The sequence below is a fragment of the Dasania sp. GY-MA-18 genome (genome assembly GCF_024734385.1).
GTDB classification, from domain to species: domain Bacteria; phylum Pseudomonadota; class Gammaproteobacteria; order Pseudomonadales; family Dasaniaceae; genus Dasania; species Dasania phycosphaerae.
Genome location: NZ_JANHAP010000011.1, coordinates 1 through 26493, shown reverse-complemented (window position 1 = coordinate 26493; position 26493 = coordinate 1). Strand labels below are relative to the sequence as shown.

Sequence of the window (26493 nt, the reverse complement as noted above, 5' to 3'; positions counted from 1 at the left end):
GGATTAAACAGGTGGTGAAATTACCAAAGCTATTATTGAGCAGCATAGTTTGTGCTGGTTGTATGTTGGCTTATGCTGACGACAGTACTAAAACCTATTATCGCTATGTGAACGAAAAAGGCGTTAAGGTGATTGTCGATAGCCTGCCACCTGAAGCCGCCCCCTTGGGCTATGACATTATTACGGTAAGCGGCCAGTTAATAGAGCGAGTGCCACGCCAGTTAACCGGCCAGGAGCTGCTGGACAAAAACAACGCGCAAACCCAAGAGCGTTTGCGCAAAGAAGAGCAGCGCCGTTTAGAAGAGTGGGATAAATCCCTGATGCTGCGCTACAGCAGTATTGAGGATATAGAGGCCGCCCGTGAACGGGCCATCCAAAGCGTGAAAGTGCGTATTAGTATCTTAAAGTCTAACCGCTCTTCGGTGAAGTCTGAGATAGAGCGTGAGCAAGCCCGGGCAGCAGATATAGAGCGCCGCAACCGCGAAGTGCCTCAGGCTTTGGTAGAAAAAATCAATGTGCTGCTCGATGAAATACAAGATATAGAAGATTCTATTACTGCCCGCGAAAACGAAGTAGATGCTATTAGCGCGCGTTTTGTTAGGGATATAGATAGGTTTAAAACCCTGCAAGATCGCATACACCTGCGCAGCCAGGCGCGACCCAAGGCGGTTAGAAAAAGTTATTACTAGTCAGTGTTGGGGGGTGCCTGGGAGTGCTTGGCAGTTCCCGGGCTTGCTGCTAAAGCTGCTTAATACAGTGGTGGCGTCTGTACAATTCTTGCTTTAGCTGGCCTAGCTGCTAACTAAGGCTTCCTTCATCAAACCATTAACCAGTACCGGCCATTGTGATTGCCAGTTTTCGGTGGGCTTGCGCTGAAACTCGCTGCGTACAAATTGGCTGATGCGGCCTTCGGCGGTGCTCAGCAATAAGTTGGCGGCAATATTAACCGGTAGGGTGGTGCGTACCCCTTCGCGCATTTCGGCTTCGCGTAAAATCTGTTTGAGCTGGGTTTCTAGGCGGTCATAAAACTGCGCCACGCGGTTGCGTAAGCGCTCGGTTTCGCCAGCCAGGGCATCGCCCGTTAAAATGCGGCATAGCCCAGGGTTGCGCTCGCTAAAGCCTAATAACAAGGTGAGTATGAGTTCGCAGCGGGCTACCGCTTGCGGCTCGTCATTTAAAATTAGGCTAACCCGGCTAAAAATGGTTTCTTCTATAAACTCGATTAAGCCTTCGAACATTTTCGATTTGCTGGGGAAGTGGCGGTAAAGTGCGGCTTCAGAAACGCCCACCTCTTTCGCTAACCTAGCGGTAGTGATGCGTTCGCCCGGGCTGATTTCCAGCATATGGGCAAGGGATTCTAAAATTTGTTGGCGGCGCGATGTTTTTTTAGTCATGACCAATGAGTCTGTATTGGTTGAACAGCCATCGTAACGACTCGTTGCTCGGGCTGCAATAAAAATAAGTGTGCGAAATACAAATAAATAACATTATCCCTTAGCCTACCTCTACAGGTAGCAGGCTAGGGTAGTGCTTAGTTTTGGTTGGTGATTTTAGTACCCACCCCAACATCGGTAAATATTTCTAGCAGCACCGCGTGAGGTACCCGGCCATCGATTATATGGGCGCTGTTAACACCAGCTTTTACAGCGCTGAGGGCGCAGCCAATTTTGGGTAGCATGCCGCCATATATAGTGCCATCGGCAATTAAGCTATCAACCTGTGGTGTAGACAGGCCGGTTAACACCTCACCTTGCTTGTTCATTAAGCCGGCGATATTGGTAAGCAGCATGAGTTTTTCGGCCTTTAATACTTCGGCCATTTTGCCAGCCACTAAGTCGGCATTAATATTGTAAGAACCGCCATCGGCGCCCACGCCTATGGGGGCAATCACGGGAATAAAATCACTATTAATCAGTGTGTCTAATATGCCGGTGTTAATTTTTTCGACTTCGCCTACATGGCCTATATCGATAATTTCAGGGGCGGTCATTTCAGGGGTTTGGTGATTAACAGTCATTTTTTTAGCTTGAATTAAATGGCCGTCTTTGCCGGTAATGCCAACCGCTTTGCCGCCTATATTGTTCAGCAGGTTAACAATTTCTTTGTTGACCGCGCCACCCAGCACCATCTCTACTACGTCCATGGTTTGGCTGTCGGTAACGCGCATGCCGTCAACAAAATGCGATTCAATATTGAGCCGCTCTAGTAGTGAGCCTATTTGCGGGCCGCCGCCGTGTACCACTACTGGGTTCATGCCTACCAGTTTCATTAGCACGATATCACGGGCAAATTGTTGTTTGAGGTCGTCATCTACCATGGCGTTGCCGCCAAATTTAACCACGATAGTTTTGCCTATAAATTGCTGTATGTAGGGCAGTGCCTCGGTGAGTACGTTGGCAATATTGGTGGCGGCATCTCTGGAGAGCGACATGGTAGTCCTTAACGGTAAAAAGGCGCTATTGTAGCGCGGGCGCTAAAACACTGCGATAGCTAGTGCGAAGAAAGCGCCGCAATAAAACAAGGGTTAAAAATCAAACTGTAAGCTGTTGTCTATATTGCTGAGTTGTTGTTTAAAGATCTGCTGGATGTTTTGCAGGGTTTGCTGATCTTTGGCTTCAAAACGTAGCACCAATATCGGTGTGGTGTTTGAGGCCCTAACCAAACCCCAGCCATCATTAAAGTCTACCCTCACCCCATCTAAGGTAGTGATTTTGCCGTTTTCAAATTGGCCCTGCTGGGTGAGCTGTTCAATAATACTGAACTTGCGTTGTTCATCGCTGGCTACTTTTAATTCGGCTGTGCTTACCATTAACGGGAATGCGCTGAGCTGTGCATCCAGGTCGGGGTCGGTGGTGCTTAAAATCTCTATTAAACGCGCGGCGGCATACATGCCGTCGTCAAAGCCAAACCAGCGCTCTTTAAAGAAAATATGGCCGCTAAACTCGCCGCCTAATAGCGCGCCGGTCTCTAGCATTTTTTCTTTCATAAAGGAGTGGCCGGTTTTCCACATAATGGGGCGGCCGCCATAATTGCTGATTAAGCTATTGAGGCTGCGGGTGCATTTGACGTCAAAAATAACATCGGCGCCGGGATTGCGGGAGACCACATCCTGCGCCAGTAACATCAGTAAACGATCAGCGGGGACGATATTGCCCTCGGCGGTGACTACACCCAGGCGATCACCGTCGCCATCAAAAGCTATGCCTAGGTCGGCGCCCTCTTCTTTAACTTTGGCGATTAAATCCTGCAGGTTGGCCGCCACTGTAGGGTCGGGGTGGTGGTTGGGGAAGTCACCGTCCACCTCGCAGTAAAGTGGGATCACTTCACAACCCAGTTCTTCAAACAGGCGCGGGGCTATATTGCCGGTGACGCCATTGCCGGCATCGATAACAATTTTTAGCGGCTGGGCGATGGCGACATCGTTAATAATATAATCGATGTATTCCTCTTCTATGGCCTCAGTGCGGTAGGCGCCTTTGCCGCTGTGTAGCTTATTGTTGACTATGCGCTCACGCAGGGCAGTAATGCCCTCGGCGGAGAGGGTATGGCCAGCAATCACTACTTTTAAACCATTGTATTCGGCGGGGTTGTGGCTGCCGGTAATCATAACCCCGCTTTGGGTTTCTAATTGGTGAGTGGCAAAGTACAGCAGCGGGCTGGGCACCATGCCTATGTCTATGACATCGCAGCCACTGGCTTGTATACCCTTGGCCAGGGCGTCGCGTATACGCGGCGAGCTGTGGCGGCCATCGGCGGCGACCAGCAGCGCCTCTTGGCCTTGGTCGCGGGCTTCACTGCCTATGGCCAGGCCTATGGCGTGGCAGTGTTCGTCGGTGAGCTCTTGGTCGGCTATGCCGCGTATATCGTAGGCTCTAAAAATGGTGGCGGGTATATCCTGTGGTAGTGCCGGTGGCTGGCTTGCGTCGTTGTCGATTTCGGCGGCGATGGCAGCTACAGGATTAACATCAGCGGTTTCGTCTGGCTGCTCTGCCGGTTTGGCGGCCGCGGCTTTTCTTTTGGCTTGCGCTTCCAGTTTTTGCCTGTCGTCTTGCAACTGCTGGGCGGTTTCCTCAAAGCCGGGCAGGCTAAAAGGCCCTTTGCTATAGGCCGCCAGCAGGGCGAGGTTGTCGCTAATCGCTTTTTTGATACCGCTTAGGGTCAGCGCTGTGGCAGCTAATATGGCGATGATAGCAATGGCCAATAATATCCAAATCAGGGGTATGGCTGGTTTAAGGCTGGCGACCAGTTGTGCTGAAGGCGTGAAGCTAAGCTGCCAGTGATTAACCGCGGTGCTGCGATTGATGGTGGGGGCATTACTCGCTGCATCACCAATTTTAACCAAGGTGCTGTTGCCGCTCAGTGTTTGTACCAAGGTGGTTTGCCCCAGGTTGCTATCGACTAGGCTTAGCAGCTCGTGCAAGAGGGTATTGTTATAGCTAATAAGCAGGGCGCCAGCGGCGTATTTTTTGCCCTTGCCTTGTATGGCTTCGGCAAAAGTAAATAGTGAGAGTTTATTGCTGCGGTAGGACTCTATGGCCACTTTCTCATCGTTGCTGACTCGCCTGAGCATATCTAGCTCTATGTTGTTGCGCAGGGCGGCTTGCTGTTTATCCAGCCCGGCGATACCTAGCGAGCCTAAGGGGATGAGCTTGGCGCTGATGGCTTGGGGAAAGCTGCGCTGAATTTCAATTTGAAACGTCACTAAGCGTGCAGAGTCGCCGTTTTCTAGGGCGGCTAATAGCTGCGGGTTTTTGGCATAGTGGTTGGCGCGCCGTTGAATATCGTCTATAGCTTGATTAAGCAATAATACTTGGTTGTCGGCTAGGCGATTGGCTAGGTTGTTGAGCTGACTATGCTGGGACTTGGGCTGCTCTATAAGGCCCAGGTAGATAAAGCTGCCGCATACTGCCAACAGGCTTATTAAGGCGCAACGTATAAAGTTGGTCTTAATGGCGTCTTGCGGTTTTGCGGTGGGGGTTTTGTTATTATTTTTTTGCTTAGCCATAACTATCCATCTGGGCAGCTGCCCGTAAAAAGAGCTCATCGGTTAGGTGTTAAATAATGGGAGCTGTTAGCGCCCTTGTCCAGTCTATCTCGCCTTTGGGTTTAGTGACCGCTCGCGCCTAGGCTGGTTTATTACCCGCTTTAAACTGCTGTGCTATGTGGGCGATGGCTGCCCGCGCCAGCTGTGTTTTGCTGGCCAGTGCCAGGCTGTGCTCGCCTTGGGCGGTGATCAAGGTGGCGGCATTGTTATCACTGTTAAAGCCTATTGCACTGTTAGCCACATCGTTGGCAATAATCATATCCAAGTTTTTGCGTATGCGCTTTTGTTGCGCATGGGCGATGAGGTTTTCAGTTTCGGCGGCAAAACCTACGCAAAAGGGGCGGGGCTGATGTTTAGCCACTACGCTAATAATATCGGGGTTACGCACTAGGGTGATGCTCATGCTGTCGTCGTTCTTTTTAATTTTTTGCTCGGCGACGGTGGCGGGGCGGTAATCGGCAACCGCGGCGCAGCCTATAAAAATATCGCAGCTATCAAGTTGTTCGTTAACGGCCTGTAGCATTTGCTCGGCGCTTTGTACATTGATGCGCTGGCAGCGTTCGGGGGTGGCTAGGTGTACCGGGCCGGCTACCAGGGTGACGCTGGCACCGGCGTCTATGGCGGCTTGCGCTAGCGCAAAGCCCATCTTGCCGGAGCTGTGGTTGCTAATAAAACGCACCGGGTCTATGGCCTCTATGGTGGGGCCTGCGGTAATCACTAGCTTAACGCCGTCTAAGCTGCCGCTGGCAAATTGCTGGGCAGTCAGTTGGGCTATGTGGTCGGGCTCTAGCATGCGGCCGGGGCCTATATCGCCGCAGGCTTGCTCGCCTTCGCCGGGACCAAACAGAGTGACCTGCTGGGCCTGTAGGGTAGCGGCATTGCTTTGGGTGGCGGCGTCTCGCCACATGGCCTGGTTCATGGCCGGGGCGATGGCTATAGGCGCATCGGTGGCCAAGCATAAAGTAGTGAGTAAGTCGTCGGCTTGGCCGTTGGTTAGCCTGGCCATAAAGTCAGCAGAGGCCGGGGCTACCAGCACTAGGTCGGCCCAGCGGGCCAGTTCTATATGGCCCATGGCCGCTTCGGCTTCAGGGTCTAGCAGGCTGGTGTGTACCGGGTTGCCCGATAGGGCTTGCAGGGTCAGTGGGGTAATAAACTCCTGCGCGGCCTTAGTCATAACCACTTGCACATGGGCGCCGTGCTCTTTGAGGCGGCGTATTAGCTCGGCTGCTTTATAGGCCGCTATGCCGCCGGTCACGCCTAATAATATGTGCTTGTTGTTTAATTGCTGCATGGGTTGTGGGTCGACCAGTAATCAATAAAGGAGTAAATTAAGCGCTGCATAATAACAGCGAATTGTAAGTAACTGTGCAGGGGATTGCACGAATAAAGCCTAAACAAGGAGTGGTGATGGCAATTACAGACTGGCCCGCGGCTGAGCGGCCCCGAGAAAAACTGTTAGCTAGAGGCGCTGCGGCCTTATCGGACGCAGAATTATTAGCCATATTTTTACGCACCGGCACCAAAGGTATGAGCGCAGTGGATTTGGCGCGCTATTTACTGGAGTCCTTTGGCGGCTTGCGGCAGCTGCTCAATACCGACTTAAATCAGTTCTGTGCCGCCAAGGGCTTAGGTGCCGCCAAGTACACCCAGCTGCAGGCGGTGTTGGAGATGTCGCGCCGTCACTTGGGCGAACAGCTGCGGCGGTCTAACGCGCTGACCAGCCCCCAATTAACCCGTGAGTATTTACGCGCCTGCCTTAGGGATGAGCACCGCGAGGTCTTTGCCTGCCTGCTGTTGGATAGCCAGCATCGGGTTATACACTACGAGCCGCTGTTTTACGGCACCATAGATGCGGCGTCGGTCTACCCTCGCGAAGTGGTGAAGTTGGCGTTAAAACATAACGCTGCGGCTGTTATCCTCGCCCATAATCACCCCAGTGGCGTAGCCGAGCCCAGCCAAGCTGACCAGCGTATTACCCAGCGTTTATGTGAGGCGTTGGCGACGGTGGAAATACGGGTGTTGGATCATATAGTGGTGGGTGATGGTGAGGCGCTGTCTTTTGCCGAGCGCGGATTGTTGTGAGGCCGGATGGAGCTAATTAGCCGCTTTGGGCTGAAAATTGGGCTAAATTGGCTAAATTCTCTCCATTCGGTTGATATGGGGTAGCTGTTCTGGTATAAAGTCGCGCTCTGTTCGGGGTGGTCTACATAGAGATCACATACAGTCTCCAAAAAGTGCTCTTTGAGTATGGATAGACCTTGTAGCTTGCCCGGCTCACCAGTTTTAATTTGCTATTTGAAAGGGGCGCTCAGCTCATGTCTAAAGTATGTCAAGTTACCGGCAAACGTCCAGTAACAGGAAACAACGTTTCCCACGCTAAAAACCGCACTAAGCGTCGTTTTTTACCTAACTTGCACCAACACCGTTTTTGGGTTGAGGCTGAAAAACGCTTTGTTTCATTACGTGTTACCAGCAAAGGTATGCGTATCATCGATAAAAAGGGTATAGATGCAGTATTAGCTGACATCCGTGCTCGTGGCGAAAAGGTTTAAGGAGCTAGATCATGGCTAAAAAAGGCGCACGCGACCTCATCCGTCTGGTTTCAACTGCCGGCACCGGTCACTTTTACACAACAGACAAAAACAAGCGCAACACTCCTGATAAGATGTTGTTCAAGAAGTATGATCCTGTTGTTCGTAAGCACGTAGAATACAAAGAAGCGAAAATTAAGTAAGCTTAATTAACGCCTCTAAAACCCAGCCTAGTGCTGGGTTTTTTTATGCTTCAAAGTTAAGCGCTGGGCGCTTAACAGTGGCAAGCTCTAAGCCGCAAGAGGCAAGGGTAAATAATTTGGGGGAGATGGAACCAAGTTAGAAGTAGGGCGTCAGAGTATGCAGAACGGAAATATTCATTGTTTTTGATCTGATCTCCCTGAACAGCGCCCATCCCCTAAGGGCGCATTTTAGACCCGGCGCGTTAATCGTGACCGGGTTTTTTTATGGGGGTGGAGTTAAGCGCTGGGCGCTTAACAGCGGCAAGCGATAAGCTGTAAGCGGCAAGAGTAAATAATTTGATAGCGGATGGAACTAGTATTGAATAGTGGCGTCACAGTAACCATGCGGATGCAATGCATTCCCCATCCAAGTCTCCACAGTGTCTTGATCCCCTATGTTTAGACACTACTTATACCCAGCACGGTTTTCGTCGCTGGGTTTTTTTTGGAAAGTCGCTAGTCGCTAGAGCAAACACTACGGGCTCTAAGGCTAGGAGCTAGAGACTGGCGTCTATCGGCTGTGGCTGGGCAGGGCCCAGCCACTCCCCCAACTTCGCTCTAAGCTCTGGCAGGCCGGTGCGCTTGAGGGAGGAGAACAGCTGGGCGGAGATTAGCTGATCTTCTGCAAACTCTTTGCGTACTTTTAACAGTGTGGCCTTGGCGGGGCCGTTTTTAAGTTTGTCGCTTTTGGTGAGCAATATATGTACAGGCATCTGGCAGCTTTGCGCCCAGCTGATCATCATGCGGTCAAAGTCTTGCAGCGGGTGGCGGCTGTCCATTAATAGGATTAGGCCTTTTAATGACTGGCGCTCGCGCAGGTATTGCTCCAGGTGGCGCTGCCATTTCTCTTTAACGGCCAGCGGTACTTTGGCAAAGCCATAGCCCGGTAGGTCTACCAGCCTTTGTGTTTCGCTTAATTTAAAAAAGTTGATTAACTGCGTGCGCCCGGGCGTTTTACTGATGCGGGCCATCTTTTTATTTTCGGTAAGGGTATTGATAGAGCTGGATTTGCCGGCATTAGAGCGGCCCGCAAAGGCTACCTCTACCCCTATGTCGGGGGGGCAGTCGGCCAGTTTTGGGGCGCTGGTAAAAAACTCGGCCACGCGAAAATTAAGCGCTTTGTTGCCGGGTTTGTTGTTAGACGGGGTATTGGGGTTGCTGCTGGGGTCGCTGCTCACACTGTGGCCTTTAGCTGGGTATTTCGGGTGATGTATAGATTAAGTCGTCAGCAGTATAGCTGTTGCTGCGGGCTTATTCGTTAAAGCTTGTCGTGCGGGGATGGCGGTATCAGTCTACTCTTGTGTATAATGCCGCCGTTTTCTAACATTAAGTGCGCACTTGCGGGTGCATTATCGTTGTCTATGCAGGAGGGATGCAATGAAAAAACTACTTTTAGTTGGTCTTTTGCCGTTTATGGCGGCCTTAGCGCAAGCGTCTGACCCAGCAGTAGACCAGCACTACGCTAAAACCTGCGCACTTTGCCATGCGACCGGCGCTGCCAATGCACCTAAAACTGGGGTAGCCAGTGACTGGGCGCCACGCCTGCAAAAAGGTATGGATACTTTAGTGCAAAGTGTACAAAACGGCTTAAATGCCATGCCGCCTAAGGGTATGTGCATGAACTGCAGTGCAGATGATTTTAAAGCATTAATCGAGTATATGTCGGCGGCTCAATAGCCTCGGCCTAATAACAACAAGCTGTTACTTACAACGGCTGCTATTTGAAGATTGGATTGATTATGAAAAAACTATTAGTAGGGGCTTTAGTTTCTTTCGGTTTAGCGGGCTGGGCCAGCGCTGATGGCGATGCTGCTGCGGGGCAAAGTAAAGCTGCAGCCTGTGTAGCCTGTCATGGCCAAGGTGGAAATAGCACCGTGCCTAGCTTTCCTAAACTGGCCGGCCAGAACGAGCGCTACTTAGTTAAACAGATGCAAGATATACAGTGTGGCTTTTTATCTGCCGATGAACAGAAGGCCAGCAAGTGTAGCGGCCGCAGTGTGGCGCAAATGGCTGGTCAGCTGGACAATTTCAACGACCAGGACTTAGCCGACATCGCCGCTTACTTTGCCGCCCAGCCAGCCTCAGGTGGCCAGGCTAAAGCCGAGTTAGTTGCCAAGGGTGCTGAGATTTATGCCGCAGGTATACGTTCTAAAGGTGTGGCCGCTTGTGCCGGTTGTCACTCGCCTACGGGCAAGGGTAACGCTCCTGCAGGTTTCCCGCGTTTGTCGGGCCAGCATGCTGATTACGTGGCCGCACAGTTAAAAGCTTTCCGCGCTGCCGCCGATGGCGATCACAATGGCCGCAGCAACGATGGCGATACCCAAATGATGCGTGCCAATGCCTACCCGCTTAGCGATAATGAAATTGAAGCGGTAGCCAGCTATATCTCAGGGCTGTATTAATAAGCGCTAATAATGGCTCTGGCAATCTGCGCTGGGGTCATGTAAAAAAGGCAGCTGAGGCTGCCTTTTTTGTATCTATAGATTGTTTGCAAGATGAGATAGCAGCAATAAGGGTTTTAGCTTGGTGTTAGGAACTCTAACGCTAAGCTTGGGGTCATACAGACCTAGAATAATTGATACCGATAATATGATTTGTTTGGAGAATACTATGAGCTCAATGAGACGGATGGCGGCCATGGTCATTAGCGCCCTAATGTTGATGACAGCCACCGCGGCCTTTGCCCAGCAGCAATATGAGGCGGGGGTGCACTACGCCGTATTGGATACCCCAGTACGCACTAGAGATGCCAGCAAAATCGAAGTGGTAGAGGTGTTTTGGTATGGCTGTGGCCACTGCTACAACTTTGAGCCCATTATTAACGCCTGGAAAGAGAGTAAGGCCGAAGACGTAGATTTTTATCGCTCGCCAGCTATGTGGGGCGGCTCTATGAAGTTACACGCGCAAGCTTATTATGCAGCGCAGGCTTTAAAAGTGCTGGATACCGTACACACCCCTATTTTTGTTACCTTGAATGTAGAGCGCAAGCGCTTAAACACGCCGGCACAAATAGCGGATTTATTTGCTGACTATGGTGTAGATCGCGAGCAGGCTTTAAAAACCCTAAGCTCCTTTGGTGTGCTTAGCCAAGTACGCCAAGCCGACGCCCGTGCCCGTAGCTATAAAATTAGCGGCACGCCTGAGGTGGTTGTGAATGGCAAATACCGGGTGAGCGGCAAAATGGCAGGTGGCCAGCAGCAAATGATAGCGGTGATGAATTATTTAATTGCCAAAGAGCGGGCAGCCATGGCTGCAGCGAGCTAAGCGCTAATAGCTAACAATACTGACTAAAGCCGAGATTTATCTCGGCTTTTTTTATCTGGGCTATACTTGCCAGTAATTTTTTGCAATAGAGTCGCTATTCGTGTCTAGCCAACAAAATAATAATGCCGGCAAAAGCTGGAAAGACAAATACCTAGATAGCCTGGACCAGCAAGAGCGCCAAGATAAGCAATTTAAAACCTTGCTGACTTTGCTCAATCAGGCTGCGCTGCGTATTAGCATGATTGCCGAAGGCATGGATAAAAATCTGGATAAGCAGCTAGTCGGTATGCGCGGCTTATTAAAAGGCAAAACGATATCTGCCAAGGAACTAAAAACGGTGGTCGAAGCTTTAGGTGGCCAAGTTAAACGCATGGATGCCATTAAGACAGACAGGGGCCAGCAAGTTGCCCTGGCTTTTAATCATTTGATTGCACAATTGCAGCAGCTAAGGCCCGATAGCGATAATAAAAAAGCCTTAAAAGCTTTTCAAAAAGTGGCAAAAAAACGCAGTGTAGAAATCCCCTTTTACCCTCTACTATTAAAAGAGTTTGGCGAGCTACAGCAACAGGTGTTGCAGGCCAGTGCGAGCACAACCCCTAGGCTGTCACTATGGCAGCGGCTAACAGGGGGTGGTGACAAAGCAAATAGCACTAACGCAGTGCAGGCCGAGCTTAATCAAACTGAGCAAACCGAGCAGGCCCTAGGGTTAGCTGTAGAGCCAGAACCAGAACAAAAGCCAGACGCAGCGCAAGCATTATCCTTGTCAAACTCGGCGGCCGAAGAAGTAGTGCCGGATTTACCCCGCGTTGGCGTGGATAAAAGCCAATCGTTAGAGCCAGGCTTTGCAAAAATTAACGCGGCCGTTTGTGAGATTTTAAGCGAGCTATTGCAGCAAATTGAACCGCCAGCCATGGCCCTGGCTAATTATGAAAAAGCTGTGCAGCAAATCGAGCAGGGCTTAAATTGGTATGAGCTAGTCGCGGTGCTGGAGCAAGTTAGCATAGTGATAGTGTCTGCCTTTGATCGCGATCAGCAGGCTTTTGAAAACTTTTTAAAGCAACTTAATGACAGATTGGCCTCGGCCTATGAGATTATTAATAGCTCGCAGCAGTCACAGGGTGATAGCCAGCAGGCGCAGCAATTATTGCAAGCCTCTATGCGTGAGCAAGTGGCAGCTATGCAAGATAGTGTGGCCAATGCCGATGACCTGGAGCAATTAAAATTAGAGGTTAGCGACCGTTTAGATCAAGTGCTGTCAGTAATGAGCAAGCATCAAGGCAGTGAGCAAACGCGAGAGCAAAATCTATCTGCCCAGCTCAACGCTTTAGTTGAGCAGGTTAAAAATATGGAGCAGCAGTCACAACAGGCGGAGCAGCAAATTGAAGAGCAGCGCCAGCGTGCTTTACGTGATGTGCTTACTCAGCTGCCCAACCGCGAAGCTTATAACCAGCACCTAGAGCAGGAGTATGAGCGCTGGCGGCGCTATCAGCGGCCGCTGAGTTTAGTGGTTTGCGACATAGACCATTTTAAATCGATTAATGATAGCTATGGCCATCAGGCGGGCGATAAAGTACTGCGCATCGTTGCCCGCAGTATCGCCAGCCGTTTAAGAAAAAGCGATTTTATCGCACGTTTTGGCGGCGAAGAGTTTGTGGTGCTCATGCCCGAAACGGATCAACAGGCGGCATATCAGGTGATAGACCATTTGCGCGAGGCCATAGCGCAGTGCCCCTTCCATTTTAAAGAGCAGCCAGTAACCATTACCCTGTCCTTTGGTGTTACCGAGTTTAGTGGCGAGGATAAACCCGATGCAGCCTTTGCCCGTGCCGATAAAGCACTGTACCAAGCTAAGCACGAGGGCAGAAACCGCGTTATTGTGGCCTCATAAATCATAATGCCCGCAAAGGCCTGGCTGTGCTAAAGGGTTAGGCTGTTCAGTATGGAAATCCTGCTGTAAACTTTCTCCACTTTTTTGCCCGGTTAGGGCAGTAGCATTGCGCATTGAATAAGGATAAATAATGAAGGTAGTCATGATAGGCGCCGGCTATGTCGGTTTGGTTTCTGGGTCTTGCTTTGCTGAGTTTGGTGCCAATGTTACCTGTGTGGATTTAGACCAAGCTAAGATCGATAGGCTAAAGGCCGGTGGCATACCCATTTACGAGCCAGGCTTGGAAGACTTGGTGGCGCGCAATGTGGCTGCAGGCCGCTTAGCGTTTACCACTGATTTGGCTGGTGCGGTTAGCGAGGCTGACCTGGTATTTATTGCTGTGGGTACCCCCACCCGCCGCGGTGACGGCCATGCTGACCTGGCCTATGTTTACGCTGCCGCCGAGGATATAGCCAAAAACTTACAGGGCTATACCGTTATCGTTGATAAATCGACGGTGCCAGTGGGGACCGCCAGACAGGTAGAGCGCATAGTACGCGAGGCCAACCCGCAGGCCGATTTTGATGTGGCTTCAAACCCTGAATTTTTACGCGAAGGCGCGGCTATTAGTGACTTTATGCGCCCTGATCGCGTAGTGCTGGGGGTGGAGAGCGAGCGCGCCGAAGCGCTGCTGCGAGATCTATACCGCCCCTTAAACCTAATTGAGGCCCCCATATTGGTGACTAACCTGGAGAGCGCGGAGCTGATTAAATACGCCTCCAACGCTTTTTTGGCTACCAAAATCAGCTTTATCAATGAAATGTCCCAGCTCTGCGAAGCAGTGGGTGCCGATGTGCATGCCATCGCCAAGGGTATGGGCTTGGATGGCCGCATAGGTAAGAAGTTTTTACACGCGGGGCCGGGCTACGGTGGCTCCTGCTTCCCTAAAGATACCTTGGCTTTGGTGCGCATCGCCCAAGAGCATGGCGTGGCCAGCCGTATTGTAGAGTCGGTGGTAGAGGTTAATGCCTCGCAAAAAGCGCAGATGGTGAAAAAAATACGCAGTGCGCTGGGTGGGTCTGAATCGGGCAAAACCATAGCCGTGCTGGGGCTTACCTTTAAGCCCGAAACCGACGATATGCGCGATGCGCCAGCCTTGTCCATTTTGCCGCCACTGTGCGATAAGGGCGCCAAGATACAGGCTCACGACCCGCAGGGTATGGCGGAAGCCAAGCATATGCTGCCCGCCAGTGTGCAGTATTTCGACAGCGCGTATGCGGCCATAGCGGGCGCGGATGCGGTAGTCTTGATGACCGAGTGGAATGAATACCGAGGCCTTAGCGCCAATAAAATCAAAGAGCTAATGGCGGGTAAGGTGTTTGTGGACTTACGTAATGTCTATGAGCCTGCCGCTATGCGTGCAGCCGGGTTTGAGTATTGCGGGGTAGGCCGATAGCGGCCGCCCTGAGGTAGTGAACTAGGCAGTCCAACAACTAAGCCCTACTTAGTAGTAGGCCAGTAGCTATTGTTGCTGCCGGTCTACTGGCCGAAGCTGCTAAAGGCTGTGCGCTAATAGAGCATAAGCTTATAAACAAGCGATCATAGCTTGGCTCTATTTCAACTAGTAAGCTGTGGCTAACCCCCTTATAATACTGCCCTTTTCGGAAGTGAATGCGCATTTTTGCGCTCAACAGAAAGGTTCGTGATGAGCAGTAAATATAATTTAACCCACTTGAAGCAACTAGAAGCGGAGAGCATACACATTATTCGTGAGGTGGCTGCGGAATTCGATAACCCTGTCATGCTCTACTCGGTGGGTAAAGATTCGGCCGTTATGATGCACCTGGCGATGAAAGCCTTCCACCCCGGCAAGCCGCCCTTCCCCCTAATGCACGTTGATACCACCTGGAAATTCAAAGAAATGATTGAGTTTCGCGACCAGCGCATTAAAGACCTAGGCTGGGACTTGCTGGTACATATCAACCAAGAAGGTGTGGATATGGGGGTAGGCCCTTTTACCCACGGTAGTGCCAAGCATACCGACATCATGAAAACCCAGGGCTTAAAGCAAGCGCTGGACAAATACGGCTTTGATGCCGCCTTTGGTGGCGCGCGCCGCGATGAAGAAAAGTCCCGTGCCAAAGAGCGCGTTTACTCCTTCCGCGACAAAAACCACCGCTGGGACCCCAAAAGCCAGCGTCCAGAGCTGTGGGATATTTACAACGGCAAGGTCGACAAAGGCGAGAGCATACGTGTATTCCCACTGTCTAACTGGACCGAATTAGATATATGGCAGTATATACACCTAGAAAACATCCCCATTGTACCCTTGTACTTTGCCGCCAAACGCCCGGTTGTAGAGCGCGATGGCGTGTTAATTATGGTGGACGATGAGCGCATGCCCATAGAAGAGGGCGAAGTCATAGAAGAAAAAATGGTGCGTTTTAGAACCCTGGGCTGCTACCCCCTAACCGGTGCAGTAGAGTCAGAGGCCACCACCATGACCGACATCATCCAAGAAATGCTGCTCACCAAAACCTCAGAGCGCCAAGGTCGCGTAATCGACAGCGACAGCTCGGGCTCTATGGAAAAGAAAAAGCAGGAGGGGTATTTCTAAATCGAAGATTTGGAAATAAGTCGCTAGTTTTTAGTCGCTAGAGACTAGCAAAAACAAATGAACTACGCAGGGAGTGCGCTAGTGAAGCATGAAAGGCTGCTGGTATGGCAAAGGAGTGTTGGGCTGAGTGTTGAGATCTATAGATATTTTGCCAGCTGCAAAGACTATGGATTTAAAGATCAAATTACTCGCTCGGGTTTATCCATCCCTAGCAATATTGCGGAAGGGGTAGAGCGGCGCTCAGATAAAGAGACCATACACTTTTTAGGTATTGCTAAAGGCTCGGCGGCTGAGCTATCTACACAGGTATTGATTGGTAAAAATATAGGGCTAATCGATGCTGATAATAGCGACAGATGGCGTGTAGAAATAATTGAGATAGCTGCAATGTTAGGCGGCTTAATGAATAAGCTAGCTATGGCTAGCGACTAGGAACTGAAAACTAGAGACTGACTATGTCCCACCAATCAGATTTAATAGAACAAGACATCAACGCTTACCTTAAGCAACATGAAAACAAAGAAATGCTGCGCTTTTTAACCTGCGGCAGCGTGGATGATGGTAAAAGCACTTTAATAGGTCGCTTGTTGCACGATTCTAAAATGATCTATGAAGATCAAATGGCGGCCATTACCAGCGACACTCAAAAGCATGGCACCACGGGCGAAAAAGTCGACTTAGCGTTATTGGTAGATGGCTTACAAGCCGAGCGCGAGCAAGGTATTACTATAGATGTAGCCTACCGTTATTTTTCTACCGATAAGCGCAAATTTATTATTGCCGATACCCCAGGGCATGAGCAGTATACCCGCAACATGGTAACCGGTGCCTCTACCTGTGACTTGGCTATTATTTTGATTGATGCCCGCTACGGCGTACAAACACAAACACGCCGCCACAGTTATATAGCCTCATTATTGGGCATTAAGCACATAGTCGTTGCGGTTAACAAAATGGATTTGCTGGATTTCTCAGAAGAAACCTTTGAGAAAATTAAAGCCGACTATATAGAGTTTGCTAAAGATTTAAACGAGCAAGACATACAGTTTGTACCCATGTCAGCACTGGATGGCGACAACGTCGTTGATCGCAGCGAGCGCTCGCCCTGGTATACCGGCCAAACCTTGATGGAAATTTTAGATACTGTTGCCATCGCTGAAGATCTAAACCTCACCGACTTCCGTTTTCCTGTGCAGTACGTCAATCGCCCGCATCTAGATTTTCGTGGTTTTTGCGGCACTATAGCTTCAGGCGTAGTTAAAAAGGGCGAAGCCATAAAAGCACTGCCCTCAGGTAAAACCAGCAAAGTTAAAGATATAGTGACTTATGATGGCTCACTGGATGAGGCCTTTATAGGCCAGGCCGTTACTCTTACTTTAGAAGACGAAATTGATATTAGCCGCGGTGATGTCATCGTTAAAGCCGACGACGAGCTACAGACTAGTAACTGCTTAAAAACGCATTTGGTGTGGATGTCAGAAAAGGCTATGTCACCGGGCAAAGAGTATTTATTCAAATTTGCCAGTAAGGTGACCACAGGTGTCATTGATAATGTTAATTACAAAATTGATGTAAACACCCAAGCACATGATGCTGCAGAAAGCTTAGAGCTGAATGATATTGCCATGGTTGATGTGCAATTATCGCAAGCGGTGGCAGTGGATAAATACGCTCAAAATCGTGCAACCGGTGCTTTTATCGTTATTGATCGTTTAAGCAATATCACGGTAGGTGCGGGTATGGTTGAGCAGGTGTTAGAGCAAGCCGGTGAGGCACAGGGCGAAACGAACTACTCTGCCTTTGAGCTAGAGCTTAACGCCTTAGTCAGAAAGCACTTTCCACATTGGGATGCCAAAGACCTTAGCCAATTATTAAAATAGTGTGGCCACTATTTTATGGCCATTAACTAAACGCAGATAATAAAAATACTATGGAATGGCAACAATGGGTGATGGTGCTGCTTTTTGCGGGCACCATCGCGGGTCTTATTAAATTTCAAAAGGCGCCGCAGCGTGTGTTTGGTGCTGCCTGCCTGATATGCTTGGCGCTGTCTTTTGTCAGTGTGGGTGATTTACTCGCCAATGCTGTAAATCCAGGTTTAGTTACCTTGCTGTTGCTGATTATCAGTGCCTTTGCTTTAGAGCGCACCAGCGCAATGCATAAGTTAACCGCCAAGTTGATCAATGGCTCGGTCACTAAATCCTATATACGTACGTTTTTTGCTACGATTTTTTCCTCCGCATTAGTCAATAACACCGCTGTAATTGCGGCATTATTGGGGCCGGTACGAAGTAATAAACTCATTAACCCCTCGCGCATACTGTTACCGCTATCTTACGCCGCTATTATGGGCGGCACCTTAACGTTAGTCGGTACATCCACAAACCTTATTGTTAATAGTTTATTAATAGATCAAACCGGTGTGGGCTTTAACTTTTTTGATTTCAGTTTAATCGGTTTGTCGGTACTGCTGCCTTGTATGGCCGTGATTATGCTTACGCTAAGCACTCTGCCTAATACAAAAATGGAGCAACAAAAAGTACACAGCTATTTTTTAGAAGCAGAGATAGAAGCAAACTCGCAATTAATTGGTAAAAGCATAGAGGCCAACGGCCTAAGAAATTTAGACAGCTTATTTTTGGTTGAAGTAATACGCGGCCACAAAGTCGTCAGCGCGGTGACGCCAGATTTTGTGTTGCAGGGCGGCGATAAGCTAATTTTTTCAGGTGATGTCAGCAGTGTGCTGCGCCTAAAGCAATTTGATGGCTTGAGTTTATTTGCCGAAGAAGATGGTTTACTGGGTGAAAATCTCACCGAAGCCATTGTTAAAGAAGAATCCGCTATTACAGGGCAAACCTTAAAAGAAGCTGGCTTTAGGGCGCGCTTTGATGCGGCGGTAGTGGCGATACGGCGTGAAGGACAAAGCCTATCGGGCAAGCTGGGCAATATACGCATACAAGCCGGCGACTTTTTAGTCATGGCTGCTGGTCGTGACTTTGCATCACGCCCCAACATTAGTAAAAACTTTTTTATACTCAGTGGTATCTCGCCTAAAAACTTTATTAGCGGCTGGCGCGAGCGCTTAGTAATTTGGGGTTTTATTGCTGCACTTGCAATATCTATTGTTACTGATGTCAGCTTAATCAAAACCTTGCTGTTTTATTTGGCGGCGGTAGTGGTCAGTAACTCCTTTAGCATTAATGAAATACAGCGCCGCCTGCCATTAGATTTACTGTTAATAGTGATAAGCGCCTTAACCATAGCCAAAGCTTTGGATAACACCGGCGTTTCAGCCTTGGTGGCCAGCTCAGTGCACGTCTTGCTGCTAGATGTGCATGTGTATTGGGCGTTTATTGCCATCTATTTGTTTACGGTTTTATTAACCGAACTTATTACCAATAATGCCGCCGCGGCATTAAGCTTCCCCATAGCCTATAGTGTGGCTATAGGTTTGGGCGTTAGCCCCGTGCCCTTTATTATGATCGTCGCCTTTGGCGCCAGCGCTAGCTTTGTTAGCCCCTACGGCTATCAAACTAACCTAATGGTATTTAATGCGGGTAACTATAAATTGGCTGAGTTTGTGAAGTTTGGCTTGCCAGTGTCATTAGTGTACGGCGCTATGGTGCTGTGGGTAACGCCGTTGGTGTATCCGTTTTGAGAAGGCCATTACACGCGCTTCAGCTGCAAGCTTAAAGCTGTAAGCGACAAGAAAATTGCTGATCCTGTATAAGGAAGAAGGTAATAATCTTTGTAGCTTAATTTTTAGGAGAAAAATCACATGCTTATCCCAGTAGTGATGGCTGGGGGGTCGGGTACACGGTTATGGCCTCTATCTCGTGCCTTACATCCTAAGCAGTTTTTGAACTTGTATGGCGAGCACAGCATGTTGCAGGCAACGATTAAGCGTTTGTCGGCTATAGAAACAACAGCGCCTGTTACGATCTGTAATGAAGAGCATCGTTTTATAGTGGCAGAGCAGCTACGGGCTATCAATGAGTTGGGGCCTATCATATTAGAGCCCGAGGGGCGCAACACCGCACCAGCAATTGCCTTGGCGGCAGAAGTGTCACAGCAGCAACACGTGGATAGCGATCCTTTATTATTGGTGCTAGCCGCTGATCATATTATTGAGAATGAATCGGCATTTATTAGTGCTATCCAAAAAGCCATACCACTAGCCGAGCAAGGCAAAATGGTAACCTTTGGCATAGTTCCAAACAGTGCCCATACCGGCTACGGATATATTAAACGCGGTGTCGAAACTGAAAATTGTTTTAGCGTTGATAGCTTTGTAGAAAAACCCGACCAAGCCACAGCTGAACAATATGTCGATAGCGGTAACTACTATTGGAATAGCGGTATGTTTTTGTTTAAAGCCAGCCGTTATTTACAAGAGCTTAATCAACATCGGCCTGATATCGCACAAGCTTGTACTGCCTCATTAAAAAACACCGCCAAAGATTTAGATTTTATTCGCATAGATAGTCAGGCTTTTTTAGCCTGCCCAGAAGATTCTATAGACTATGCGGTAATGGAAAAAACCACAGAAGCGGTAGTGCTGCCCTTAGATGCGGGCTGGAATGATATAGGCGCTTGGTCGGCTCTATGGGAAGTCGGTGAAAAAGACAGTAACGATAATGTGGTAAAAGGCGATGCCATTCTTGAAGAAAGTCACAATTGCCTAATACAAGGTGGTGAGCGCTTAGTTACCACTATAGGCTTAGATAATATCGTAATTGTTGACACTAAAGATGCCCTGTTAGTGGCAGCCAAAGATAAAGTACAAGATGTAAAAAACATAGTAAGCAAGCTTAAAGCGCAAAAGCGTAGCGAAGCAACAATCCACAGGCAGGTGTATAGGCCTTGGGGTATGTATGACTCCGTCGATGCAGGGCACCGCCATCAAGTCAAACGTATTACCGTCAACCCAGGCGCCAAACTTAGCGTGCAAATGCACCATCACCGCGCAGAGCACTGGGTGGTAGTATCGGGCACGGCAAAGGTCACCAAAGGTGATAAAACATTTTTAGTGGCTGAAAACGAGTCTACCTATATAGCCATTGGCGAAGTGCATGCGTTAGAAAATCCTGGCAAAGTACCTTTAGAGTTAATTGAGGTGCAATCAGGTTCCTATTTGGGTGAGGACGATATTGTGCGTTTGGAAGATAATTATGGAAGGAGTTAATAAACAATAAACTCTAAGTGCTACAATCTTTACTTCTAAGGAAAGGACTGGTTTCAGTTAATGTGTTTTAGCCTTATAAGAGTACTGAATAGTTAGCTGCTTTTATCGTGATCTTTTAATGCAATATGGTTTTCAAGGGTAAAAAGCTAGGATTGTTATTTCGATAAAGCCGGGCCGTTAATGCTTACGGCAAAAGTGACGAGTCAAAACTATCGTAATGGAGAGCATGCCACCTAATAATGTGCCTAATACACATATTAGAGCTCGCTTAGGCTTTGCTTTTTCTTCAGGGCTGATAGCTTGGTCTATAGTTTTCAATATGTAGTCTTGACGTACCTTTGATAGCATAATGGTTTTTGTTTGTTCTTCGATCAGTTGGTAAAAAATATTTTGCATGCCTGCAATAGCCGTGCTTTTAAGCTGTTCATTGAGGTAGGCTAAGGTGAGTGTGGCTTCGTTATAGTCTTGCCTGCGCATATAGCTATTTAAATCTTCAATTAGCCAGTCTACCCATTGTTTGGCCGTGCTGGGTGAGTAAAACAAAATACCTATGGTTACTAAGCCGCTAGTTTTATCTTGCGAAACGTGGAGTATTTTAGAAAAGGCGTTATAGGCTTCGAAATCAGAGGGTTTAGCTTGTTTAGGTGGCGTTACCTCTCTGAGCCATGTTTTAGTCTGTGAGTTGTAAATCTTGTTATCGAAAATTAGTTGGTCGTTTTTCTGGTTCCAGCCTTTAGTCGCCATGAGCGTGGGTAATATCTCATGTTTCTGAATAAACTCTTTAATAAAGGTGCGTGATTTTAATATTTCCAAGGCAATTGCAGTTTGATCGCTGCTTCCGTTTTTTAAATTAATGCCGGCTAGGCTGGCCAAACTTCCAAATTGCCCCGCTAAAGCAGATAGACCTTGGCCTTGTGATTCTGCCGCTGGAGCTAACAAGGCTTCTGATTTATATAGATTCGGTTGCATAATTGCAAAAATGACAGAAGCAACTGCGAATATGCAGGTAATAGCAATAATGGTCATTTTTCCCTGCCAGACAGCCACCCACAATTCGCGCAGATCTATTTCATCATCATAGCTGTGATTATCTGGCTGCATTAAATAGATAGGTTGCAAGTTTTGAGGTGAAGATGGCGGTCTGTTGTTTTCTTTTGTTGTCATAATTTTAAAGCGGCTTTGCCGCAGCTCTAGATATTAAGCTTTAAGTTAGTCATGCTTGGGCTTGTAGCTATTTAGTACATGCGTTGTTTTTGCTGGATCCCGGATCAAGTCCGGGATGACAGTGTTTTTACAGCTTACAGCTTACAGCTTACAGCTTACAGCTTACAGCTTACAGCTGCTCACAAGGTGAGCTTAAAAACTATTAACCGCTGCTGCACCTAAGGCAATCTGATAGAAGATTTGTGACACGGTGCTCCAGAAAGGCAGCGGCTTCATTCTATCGGAATCGTAAGGTACAACTATGGTATCACCAGGCTCTACCCCATTATTTTTGTTATGGCTAAACCAGCTGGAGCTACTGGGCAAAAACACGCTGCCGTTGGCTTTTACGATGTAGATTCTGTCTTCATCAGCTTTTTGTGTGGTGTTGCCGCTACTGGCTATATAGTCTTCTACGTTTAGGTCTTTAGCGTATATGTGTGAGGTGGCAAATTGTACTTCGCCTATTACGGTTACGGCTTGCCTATAGCGGGGCACGGTGAGTTTGTCGCCGTTTTTTAGAATTACGTCGCTAATGTCGGGCTGGGCCATAATCTGTGCCAGGTCGATTACCATGCGGCCGGTGGCTTTGCTGTTTTGCAATTTGTCTAACAATTGTTCAGCATCTTCAAGTGCTGTTTTTTCATTAGAGTTTTGTGCTTCTATATTACTGTTGGCTATGTCGGCCTCTAACTTGGCTTCTAATTCTTTTAAGCGAGAGGCTTCATTAATGCGTAATTGCTCGCGGGTAAAGACAGCGGCATTAACAAAGGCGTATTCATTTAAGCCACCAGCTCGTTTTATAACCTGTGACAGGGTTTCACCCCGTTGAATGGTATAGGTGCCGGGGAAGGCGACTTCGCCCTCTATGGTAACGGTTTCGGTGCCCACCCAATTAGGCATGTGCTTAATGCGTAAATAATCTTCGGCAATTAAAGCTGTGGCGGCCGGTTGGGTCAGGTCTACCGTGAGGTGCATAATGCTTTGTTGTTGGCTGTCGCTAAATTGGTAGCGCGTGATTTCCGCTTCTATGCTATAGGCCCTGTCGCTTAAACCGCCAGCTAAGGTAATTAAGTCTTGAGCGTTCATGCCTACAGTGAGGGGGTAGATACCGGGGAAGCGTACACTGCCGTTAATGGTAGTGACTTGGCGGCGTTGCAGGTTGTTGGCTTGTAGGTTGAGTTGTTTAACGGTGTCGGCTAATAATTCTGTTCTGTTATCCTGGTAGTTAAAAAATACTAGTTTGTCGCGGGCTTGTAACTTGGGGTTGGCATCACTGGTGGGCTGGGCAAAGGCTTTAGCTGGGCTGAACAGCAAGGTGGTGATTTGGCGGGTGGGTTGCTGTTCGCGAATAATTAGGGCAGCGTTTAAATCGGGGTTGGGTAATAAGTCGTGAACGCTGCGCACAATATCGGTAAAGCGTTGGCCTGTTTTAAAGGCGAAGCCGCCAGGGCGTTTGATATGGCCTTCCACCATCACCACATCTTCTACCGTTTCTAGTACTGAAAATACCTGTAGCACATCGGCGTCGCGTAGGCGGGTTTGTAGGCCTTGGCTTTGCTCAAGGTTAACGTCCAATATGGTGCGGCTGCCCAATTGGTTTATGCGCTCTATACGTGAGGCCTGTGGGTAGGCGGTGGGTAAAAAACCACCAGCTAGTTGTATGGCTTGTTGCGCGGTGGTTTCGTTTTTTAGTTCATAAAGAGCGGGGCGGCGCACCTCGCCTTCTACGCCTACGGTTTTACCCACCGGCGGGATAAAAATAACATCACCAGGTAGTAGGCGGGCATCTTTAGAGGTATCGCCGTGCAACAGTAAGTCGTAAAGGTCTAAGGTGGTAACGATTTTGCCTTGGCGCTTAAGTTGTATATTGCGCAGGCTGCCTATGGTTTCAACGCCGCCACTGAGCAGTAGCGCGTTAGTCATGGTGGCTAATGAGCTTACCGTATAAGAGCCGGGGTTGCGGGCGTCGCCTAAAATAAATACGCGTATAGAGCGCAAGCTACCCATGGTGGTAGAGATGCGCACCCCTATCATTTGCTGCTCTACCGTTTGCTGTAATAATTTTTTAGCCTCGGTAAAGCTTAACCCCGCGATAGAGATGGGGCCTATTTCTGGAAATTGAATATCACCTTCACGGTTGATCGTGAGGGCATAGCTGCCGTTTTCTTTGCCGTACAGTTGTACCACTAAATTATCGCCGGGGCCCATCACATAGTTGTCGGGGATGGGGATATCTGCGGCGGGTGCCAAGCCTAAGGGGTTGTTATCAAACAGGTCGTAGCCGAAAGGTTGTAGTGCTGGTTCGTTGAGCAAGGCTTGGTCTAAGGTGGTGCTGGCGTGAGCAGGGCTATTTGCCTCAGGTATTTCTGGGCCAGTGCTGGCTTGTAAGTTGGCGTTGTAGCTTTGTTCAAAGCTAGGTTGCGGCAGGGTATTACTAATGCCTAAGTCACTAAGGTTGATGCCATATTGCTTGGCCAGTGCCTGCTGCTGTGCGGGTGGCAAGTTTTTAAATTGTTGAATTTGGGCCGCACTGGGGGTAACAGCCATGGTGGCTGTGGCAGTCAAGGTGGCAGTAACTAGCGCCGCCGCAAGGGTGATGGTTTTGATTAGCGCTGAAAAATGTAGGTTCATAGTGTCATTATTTTAGTGTGGTGATGGAATATGTTTTTAATCATAGAGTAATAGATAAAGATAGTCGCTAGTTCCTAGTCTCTAGCGGCTGTTAACTAGAGAGTAGCAGCTGGTCTAATATTTAAATCGTAATGCCAGGTAGCCACCGTCATCTAATACTTCATTGTTATATACCAGTGTCTCTGTGCTGAAGTTTACCCCTACTTCAGCCAGCCAATGCTTGCTCAGTGGCAGGGCGTAGCTGGCGGTGAGATAGGTGGTGTCTGCGCCGGTGCCGAATACGCTGCCGCCGGGAAATCCTCTGGTTACATTATCTTGATTGATATCCATATACGCGGCTGTCCACTGTAATTGGTGGCCATTGCTAAAGTAGTGTTGGCCACTGAGCGCTAGGGCACGTGTATCGTTATCAGTAGCGGCAGCTAACGGACGTTGCTTATAACGGTATCCCGTTTGATAGATGCTATGTTCGTAAGCGCTGTTGTAAATAGGGTCGCTGTGTGAATTCAGGGTGGTTTCCATGGCTTCCAGCACCAGGCGATGTTGTGTATCCCACATTAGAAAGCTGGTTTCCAACCCTGCTTGTAGCATGCCGCGTGAAGGCATGCCGCCGGCCTCATCTTCGCCTACAAATTGTATGTAAGCTGCGTTGTTATATTGGCTCCAGCTAAAGTTGTAGCGTATATCTATGCCGCCTAGCTGATTGCCTGGTTCATTAGACTTATCGGCGTCTATGCCATCGCTGCCACCATTATCCTTACCCAGCACTAAATTTTTAAAAGTATCCCAATCCTGCGGCCTACCTTCACCGCCCCATTGGGCCGTACGGCTTAAGCCTATCTCCCAGTGCGCGCTGGGCTTAAAGCTAAAGCGGGCGCCCACTAATTTGGCATCGGGCACATGGCGCTCGGATTCTAACTGGCCGCCAAAGGCGACTAGCTGCCAAGGCCCCAGCCATGATAGCCAAGGGGTTTCAAAAGCGCTGGCGCTGCTGCGTTGCAGGGCTAGGCCCGGTACGGGGCGGGCATTGTGCGAGAGTATTAAACTGTTTTGCCAGCCCGGCCCCCACCAGCGATCTATGCTGCCTGCCGATAGTGCCCAGTTGCCCAGTGTTACTGCTAAATAAGAGCCGTCGGCCCTTAACTCATCGCCATCCAGCGGGTCGCTACTGTAGCTAGCGTTTATGCGTGCGGCAAAGCGGTCGCCCAGCCAATCAATTTGCGCGTTAGTGCTGTCGCTTTCGCGCTGATTGTTAGCAAAGGTGGTTAATGGGTTGACGTCGCTGCGCAGGGTGGCGCTGGCGTTAATATTAAGGCTACGGGTTTGCTGCTGGTAGGCAAACTTCACGTACTTCAGCGACCAAAAGGTTTGCTCGTCTAATTGCTGAGCCCGGGCTTTGCTAATGTCACTACTGATACTGGCCCACATCAGCGGCCAGGTGGTGATAGGTGCGGTGATAATGCCTTGGTCGGCGAGCACTTGTATATGATGGCGCAGGCGGGCATCACCTGCATCTATCCATGGGCCAGCAATAGCCTGCCCAGTGATCAGGCTGCTAGCCAATAGCCAGCACGAAAAAGTTGCAAAGCGTTTTAGCATGTAAGCGCGTACTACCTATTTATTATTGTTTGTCAGGCGGGCCCTAACATCCTAGGCGCGGATTGTTACATATTTCCTTGGGGATTGTCAGCCTGTAGGGCTGAGCTGCAAGCTACAAGCGGTAAGTTTTAAGAAAAGGATTAAAGGACTTGACTTGGGGGCAGCCCAAGTTCAAAAATTTCTTGCCTCTTGCCTCTTGCCTCTTGCCTCTTGCCTCTTGCCTCTTGCCTCTTGCCTCTTGCCTCTTGCCTCTTGCCTCTTGCCTCTTGCCTCTTGCCTCTTGCCTCTTGCCTCTTGCCTCTTGCCT

22 protein-coding genes are annotated in these 26493 nt (G+C 49.1%); 14 read left to right on the top strand and 8 right to left on the bottom strand.

Going from position 1 to position 26493, the window contains the following annotated elements; all coding sequences use genetic code 11:
- Positions 1-14: 14 nt before the first annotated feature.
- The gene (locus NO559_RS13365) at positions 15-689 is read left to right on the top strand and encodes a hypothetical protein (protein WP_258332362.1); all 675 of its coding nucleotides are present in this window, start codon (positions 15-17) and stop codon (positions 687-689) included.
- Between the two features lie 102 nt (positions 690-791).
- On the opposite strand, the gene slmA is transcribed toward NO559_RS13365, so the two are convergent.
- The 4 genes from slmA to coaBC form a co-directional block, all read right to left on the bottom strand.
- Entirely contained in the window at positions 792-1394 is a 603-nt protein-coding gene (slmA, locus tag NO559_RS13360; RefSeq protein ID WP_258332361.1) for a nucleoid occlusion factor SlmA, read from the bottom strand.
- Positions 1395-1531: 137 nt separating this feature from the next.
- Entirely contained in the window at positions 1532-2431 is a 900-nt protein-coding gene (gene argB / locus NO559_RS13355; RefSeq protein WP_258332360.1) for an acetylglutamate kinase, read from the bottom strand.
- Between the two features lie 93 nt (positions 2432-2524).
- Positions 2525-5005: a phosphomannomutase/phosphoglucomutase gene (locus tag NO559_RS17010; protein ID WP_309149079.1), complete on the bottom strand. Its 2481-nt coding sequence runs from the start codon at positions 5003-5005 to the stop codon at positions 2525-2527.
- 118 nt (positions 5006-5123) lie between these two features.
- A complete protein-coding gene (gene coaBC / locus NO559_RS13345; protein ID WP_258332359.1) occupies positions 5124-6335 on the bottom strand; it encodes a bifunctional phosphopantothenoylcysteine decarboxylase/phosphopantothenate--cysteine ligase CoaBC in 1212 nt (403 codons plus the stop codon).
- A 116-nt stretch (positions 6336-6451) separates the two neighbouring features.
- Between coaBC and radC the strand changes: the two genes are divergently transcribed.
- From radC to rpmG, 3 genes are all read left to right on the top strand, one after another.
- Positions 6452-7126, top strand: a complete 675-nt coding sequence (gene radC / locus NO559_RS13340) for a DNA repair protein RadC (protein ID WP_258332358.1) — start codon at positions 6452-6454, stop codon at positions 7124-7126.
- 233 nt (positions 7127-7359) lie between these two features.
- Positions 7360-7596 (top strand): 50S ribosomal protein L28, encoded by a 237-nt coding sequence (rpmB, locus tag NO559_RS13335; RefSeq protein ID WP_258332357.1) that lies wholly within the window; start codon positions 7360-7362, stop codon positions 7594-7596.
- Positions 7597-7607: 11 nt separating this feature from the next.
- A complete protein-coding gene (gene rpmG / locus NO559_RS13330) occupies positions 7608-7778 on the top strand; it encodes a 50S ribosomal protein L33 (protein ID WP_019528512.1) in 171 nt (56 codons plus the stop codon).
- Positions 7779-8314: 536 nt separating this feature from the next.
- On the opposite strand, the gene yihA is transcribed toward rpmG, so the two are convergent.
- Positions 8315-8995, bottom strand: coding sequence for a ribosome biogenesis GTP-binding protein YihA/YsxC (gene yihA / locus NO559_RS13325; protein ID WP_258332356.1), 681 nt, complete (start codon positions 8993-8995; stop codon positions 8315-8317).
- 199 nt (positions 8996-9194) lie between these two features.
- Here yihA and NO559_RS13320 point away from each other — a divergent pair, with 199 nt between their 5' ends.
- The 10 genes from NO559_RS13320 to NO559_RS13275 all read left to right on the top strand — a co-directional run bounded on the left by NO559_RS13320 (position 9195) and on the right by NO559_RS13275 (position 20750).
- Positions 9195-9494 (top strand): cytochrome c5 family protein, encoded by a 300-nt coding sequence (locus NO559_RS13320; protein WP_258332355.1) that lies wholly within the window; start codon positions 9195-9197, stop codon positions 9492-9494.
- 62 nt (positions 9495-9556) lie between these two features.
- Positions 9557-10219 (top strand): cytochrome c, encoded by a 663-nt coding sequence (locus NO559_RS13315; RefSeq protein ID WP_258332354.1) that lies wholly within the window; start codon positions 9557-9559, stop codon positions 10217-10219.
- Positions 10220-10427: 208 nt separating this feature from the next.
- Positions 10428-11081, top strand: a complete 654-nt coding sequence (locus NO559_RS13310) for a thiol:disulfide interchange protein DsbA/DsbL (RefSeq protein WP_258332353.1) — start codon at positions 10428-10430, stop codon at positions 11079-11081.
- A 100-nt stretch (positions 11082-11181) separates the two neighbouring features.
- Complete coding sequence (locus NO559_RS13305) at positions 11182-12969, top strand: GGDEF domain-containing protein (protein ID WP_258332352.1); 1788 nt, start codon at positions 11182-11184, stop codon at positions 12967-12969.
- 130 nt (positions 12970-13099) lie between these two features.
- On the top strand, positions 13100-14404 hold the full coding sequence (locus NO559_RS13300) for a UDP-glucose/GDP-mannose dehydrogenase family protein (protein ID WP_258332351.1): 1305 nt from the start codon (positions 13100-13102) through the stop codon (positions 14402-14404).
- Positions 14405-14653: 249 nt separating this feature from the next.
- Positions 14654-15565, top strand: coding sequence for a sulfate adenylyltransferase subunit CysD (gene cysD / locus NO559_RS13295; RefSeq protein WP_258332350.1), 912 nt, complete (start codon positions 14654-14656; stop codon positions 15563-15565).
- Positions 15566-15646: 81 nt separating this feature from the next.
- Positions 15647-15997, top strand: a complete 351-nt coding sequence (locus NO559_RS13290) for a four helix bundle protein (protein ID WP_258332349.1) — start codon at positions 15647-15649, stop codon at positions 15995-15997.
- A 23-nt stretch (positions 15998-16020) separates the two neighbouring features.
- Positions 16021-17445, top strand: coding sequence for a sulfate adenylyltransferase subunit CysN (cysN, locus tag NO559_RS13285; protein ID WP_258332348.1), 1425 nt, complete (start codon positions 16021-16023; stop codon positions 17443-17445).
- A gap of 50 nt (positions 17446-17495) precedes the next feature.
- Positions 17496-19223, top strand: coding sequence for an SLC13 family permease (locus NO559_RS13280; protein ID WP_258332347.1), 1728 nt, complete (start codon positions 17496-17498; stop codon positions 19221-19223).
- Between the two features lie 120 nt (positions 19224-19343).
- A complete protein-coding gene (locus tag NO559_RS13275) occupies positions 19344-20750 on the top strand; it encodes a mannose-1-phosphate guanylyltransferase/mannose-6-phosphate isomerase (protein ID WP_258332346.1) in 1407 nt (468 codons plus the stop codon).
- Between the two features lie 177 nt (positions 20751-20927).
- Here NO559_RS13275 and NO559_RS13270 read toward each other — a convergent pair whose 3' ends face one another.
- The 3 genes from NO559_RS13270 to NO559_RS13260 form a co-directional block, all read right to left on the bottom strand.
- Positions 20928-21914, bottom strand: a complete 987-nt coding sequence (locus NO559_RS13270; protein ID WP_258332345.1) for a Wzz/FepE/Etk N-terminal domain-containing protein — start codon at positions 21912-21914, stop codon at positions 20928-20930.
- A gap of 192 nt (positions 21915-22106) precedes the next feature.
- Positions 22107-24587, bottom strand: coding sequence for an SLBB domain-containing protein (locus NO559_RS13265; RefSeq protein WP_258332344.1), 2481 nt, complete (start codon positions 24585-24587; stop codon positions 22107-22109).
- Positions 24588-24701: 114 nt separating this feature from the next.
- Positions 24702-26186 (bottom strand): capsule assembly Wzi family protein, encoded by a 1485-nt coding sequence (locus tag NO559_RS13260; protein WP_258332343.1) that lies wholly within the window; start codon positions 26184-26186, stop codon positions 24702-24704.
- Positions 26187-26493: the final 307 nt, after the last annotated feature.

Bases quoted from the DNA above. Each gene is read 5' to 3' on its own strand.
- slmA (WP_258332361.1), bottom strand. From the start codon at position 1,394: ATGACTAAAAAAACATCGCGCCGCCAACAAATTTTAGAATCCCTTGCC.
- argB (WP_258332360.1), bottom strand. From the start codon at position 2,431: ATGTCGCTCTCCAGAGATGCCGCCACCAATATTGCCAACGTACTCACC.
- NO559_RS17010 (WP_309149079.1), bottom strand. From the start codon at position 5,005: ATGGCTAAGCAAAAAAATAATAACAAAACCCCCACCGCAAAACCGCAA.
- coaBC (WP_258332359.1), bottom strand. From the start codon at position 6,335: ATGCAGCAATTAAACAACAAGCACATATTATTAGGCGTGACCGGCGGC.
- radC (WP_258332358.1), top strand. From the start codon at position 6,452: ATGGCAATTACAGACTGGCCCGCGGCTGAGCGGCCCCGAGAAAAACTG.
- rpmB (WP_258332357.1), top strand. From the start codon at position 7,360: ATGTCTAAAGTATGTCAAGTTACCGGCAAACGTCCAGTAACAGGAAAC.
- rpmG (WP_019528512.1), top strand. From the start codon at position 7,608: ATGGCTAAAAAAGGCGCACGCGACCTCATCCGTCTGGTTTCAACTGCC.
- NO559_RS13320 (WP_258332355.1), top strand. From the start codon at position 9,195: ATGAAAAAACTACTTTTAGTTGGTCTTTTGCCGTTTATGGCGGCCTTA.
- NO559_RS13315 (WP_258332354.1), top strand. From the start codon at position 9,557: ATGAAAAAACTATTAGTAGGGGCTTTAGTTTCTTTCGGTTTAGCGGGC.
- NO559_RS13310 (WP_258332353.1), top strand. From the start codon at position 10,428: ATGAGCTCAATGAGACGGATGGCGGCCATGGTCATTAGCGCCCTAATG.
- NO559_RS13300 (WP_258332351.1), top strand. From the start codon at position 13,100: ATGAAGGTAGTCATGATAGGCGCCGGCTATGTCGGTTTGGTTTCTGGG.
- cysD (WP_258332350.1), top strand. From the start codon at position 14,654: ATGAGCAGTAAATATAATTTAACCCACTTGAAGCAACTAGAAGCGGAG.
- cysN (WP_258332348.1), top strand. From the start codon at position 16,021: ATGTCCCACCAATCAGATTTAATAGAACAAGACATCAACGCTTACCTT.
- NO559_RS13280 (WP_258332347.1), top strand. From the start codon at position 17,496: ATGGAATGGCAACAATGGGTGATGGTGCTGCTTTTTGCGGGCACCATC.
- NO559_RS13275 (WP_258332346.1), top strand. From the start codon at position 19,344: ATGCTTATCCCAGTAGTGATGGCTGGGGGGTCGGGTACACGGTTATGG.
- NO559_RS13270 (WP_258332345.1), bottom strand. From the start codon at position 21,914: ATGACAACAAAAGAAAACAACAGACCGCCATCTTCACCTCAAAACTTG.
- NO559_RS13265 (WP_258332344.1), bottom strand. From the start codon at position 24,587: ATGAACCTACATTTTTCAGCGCTAATCAAAACCATCACCCTTGCGGCG.
- NO559_RS13260 (WP_258332343.1), bottom strand. From the start codon at position 26,186: ATGCTAAAACGCTTTGCAACTTTTTCGTGCTGGCTATTGGCTAGCAGC.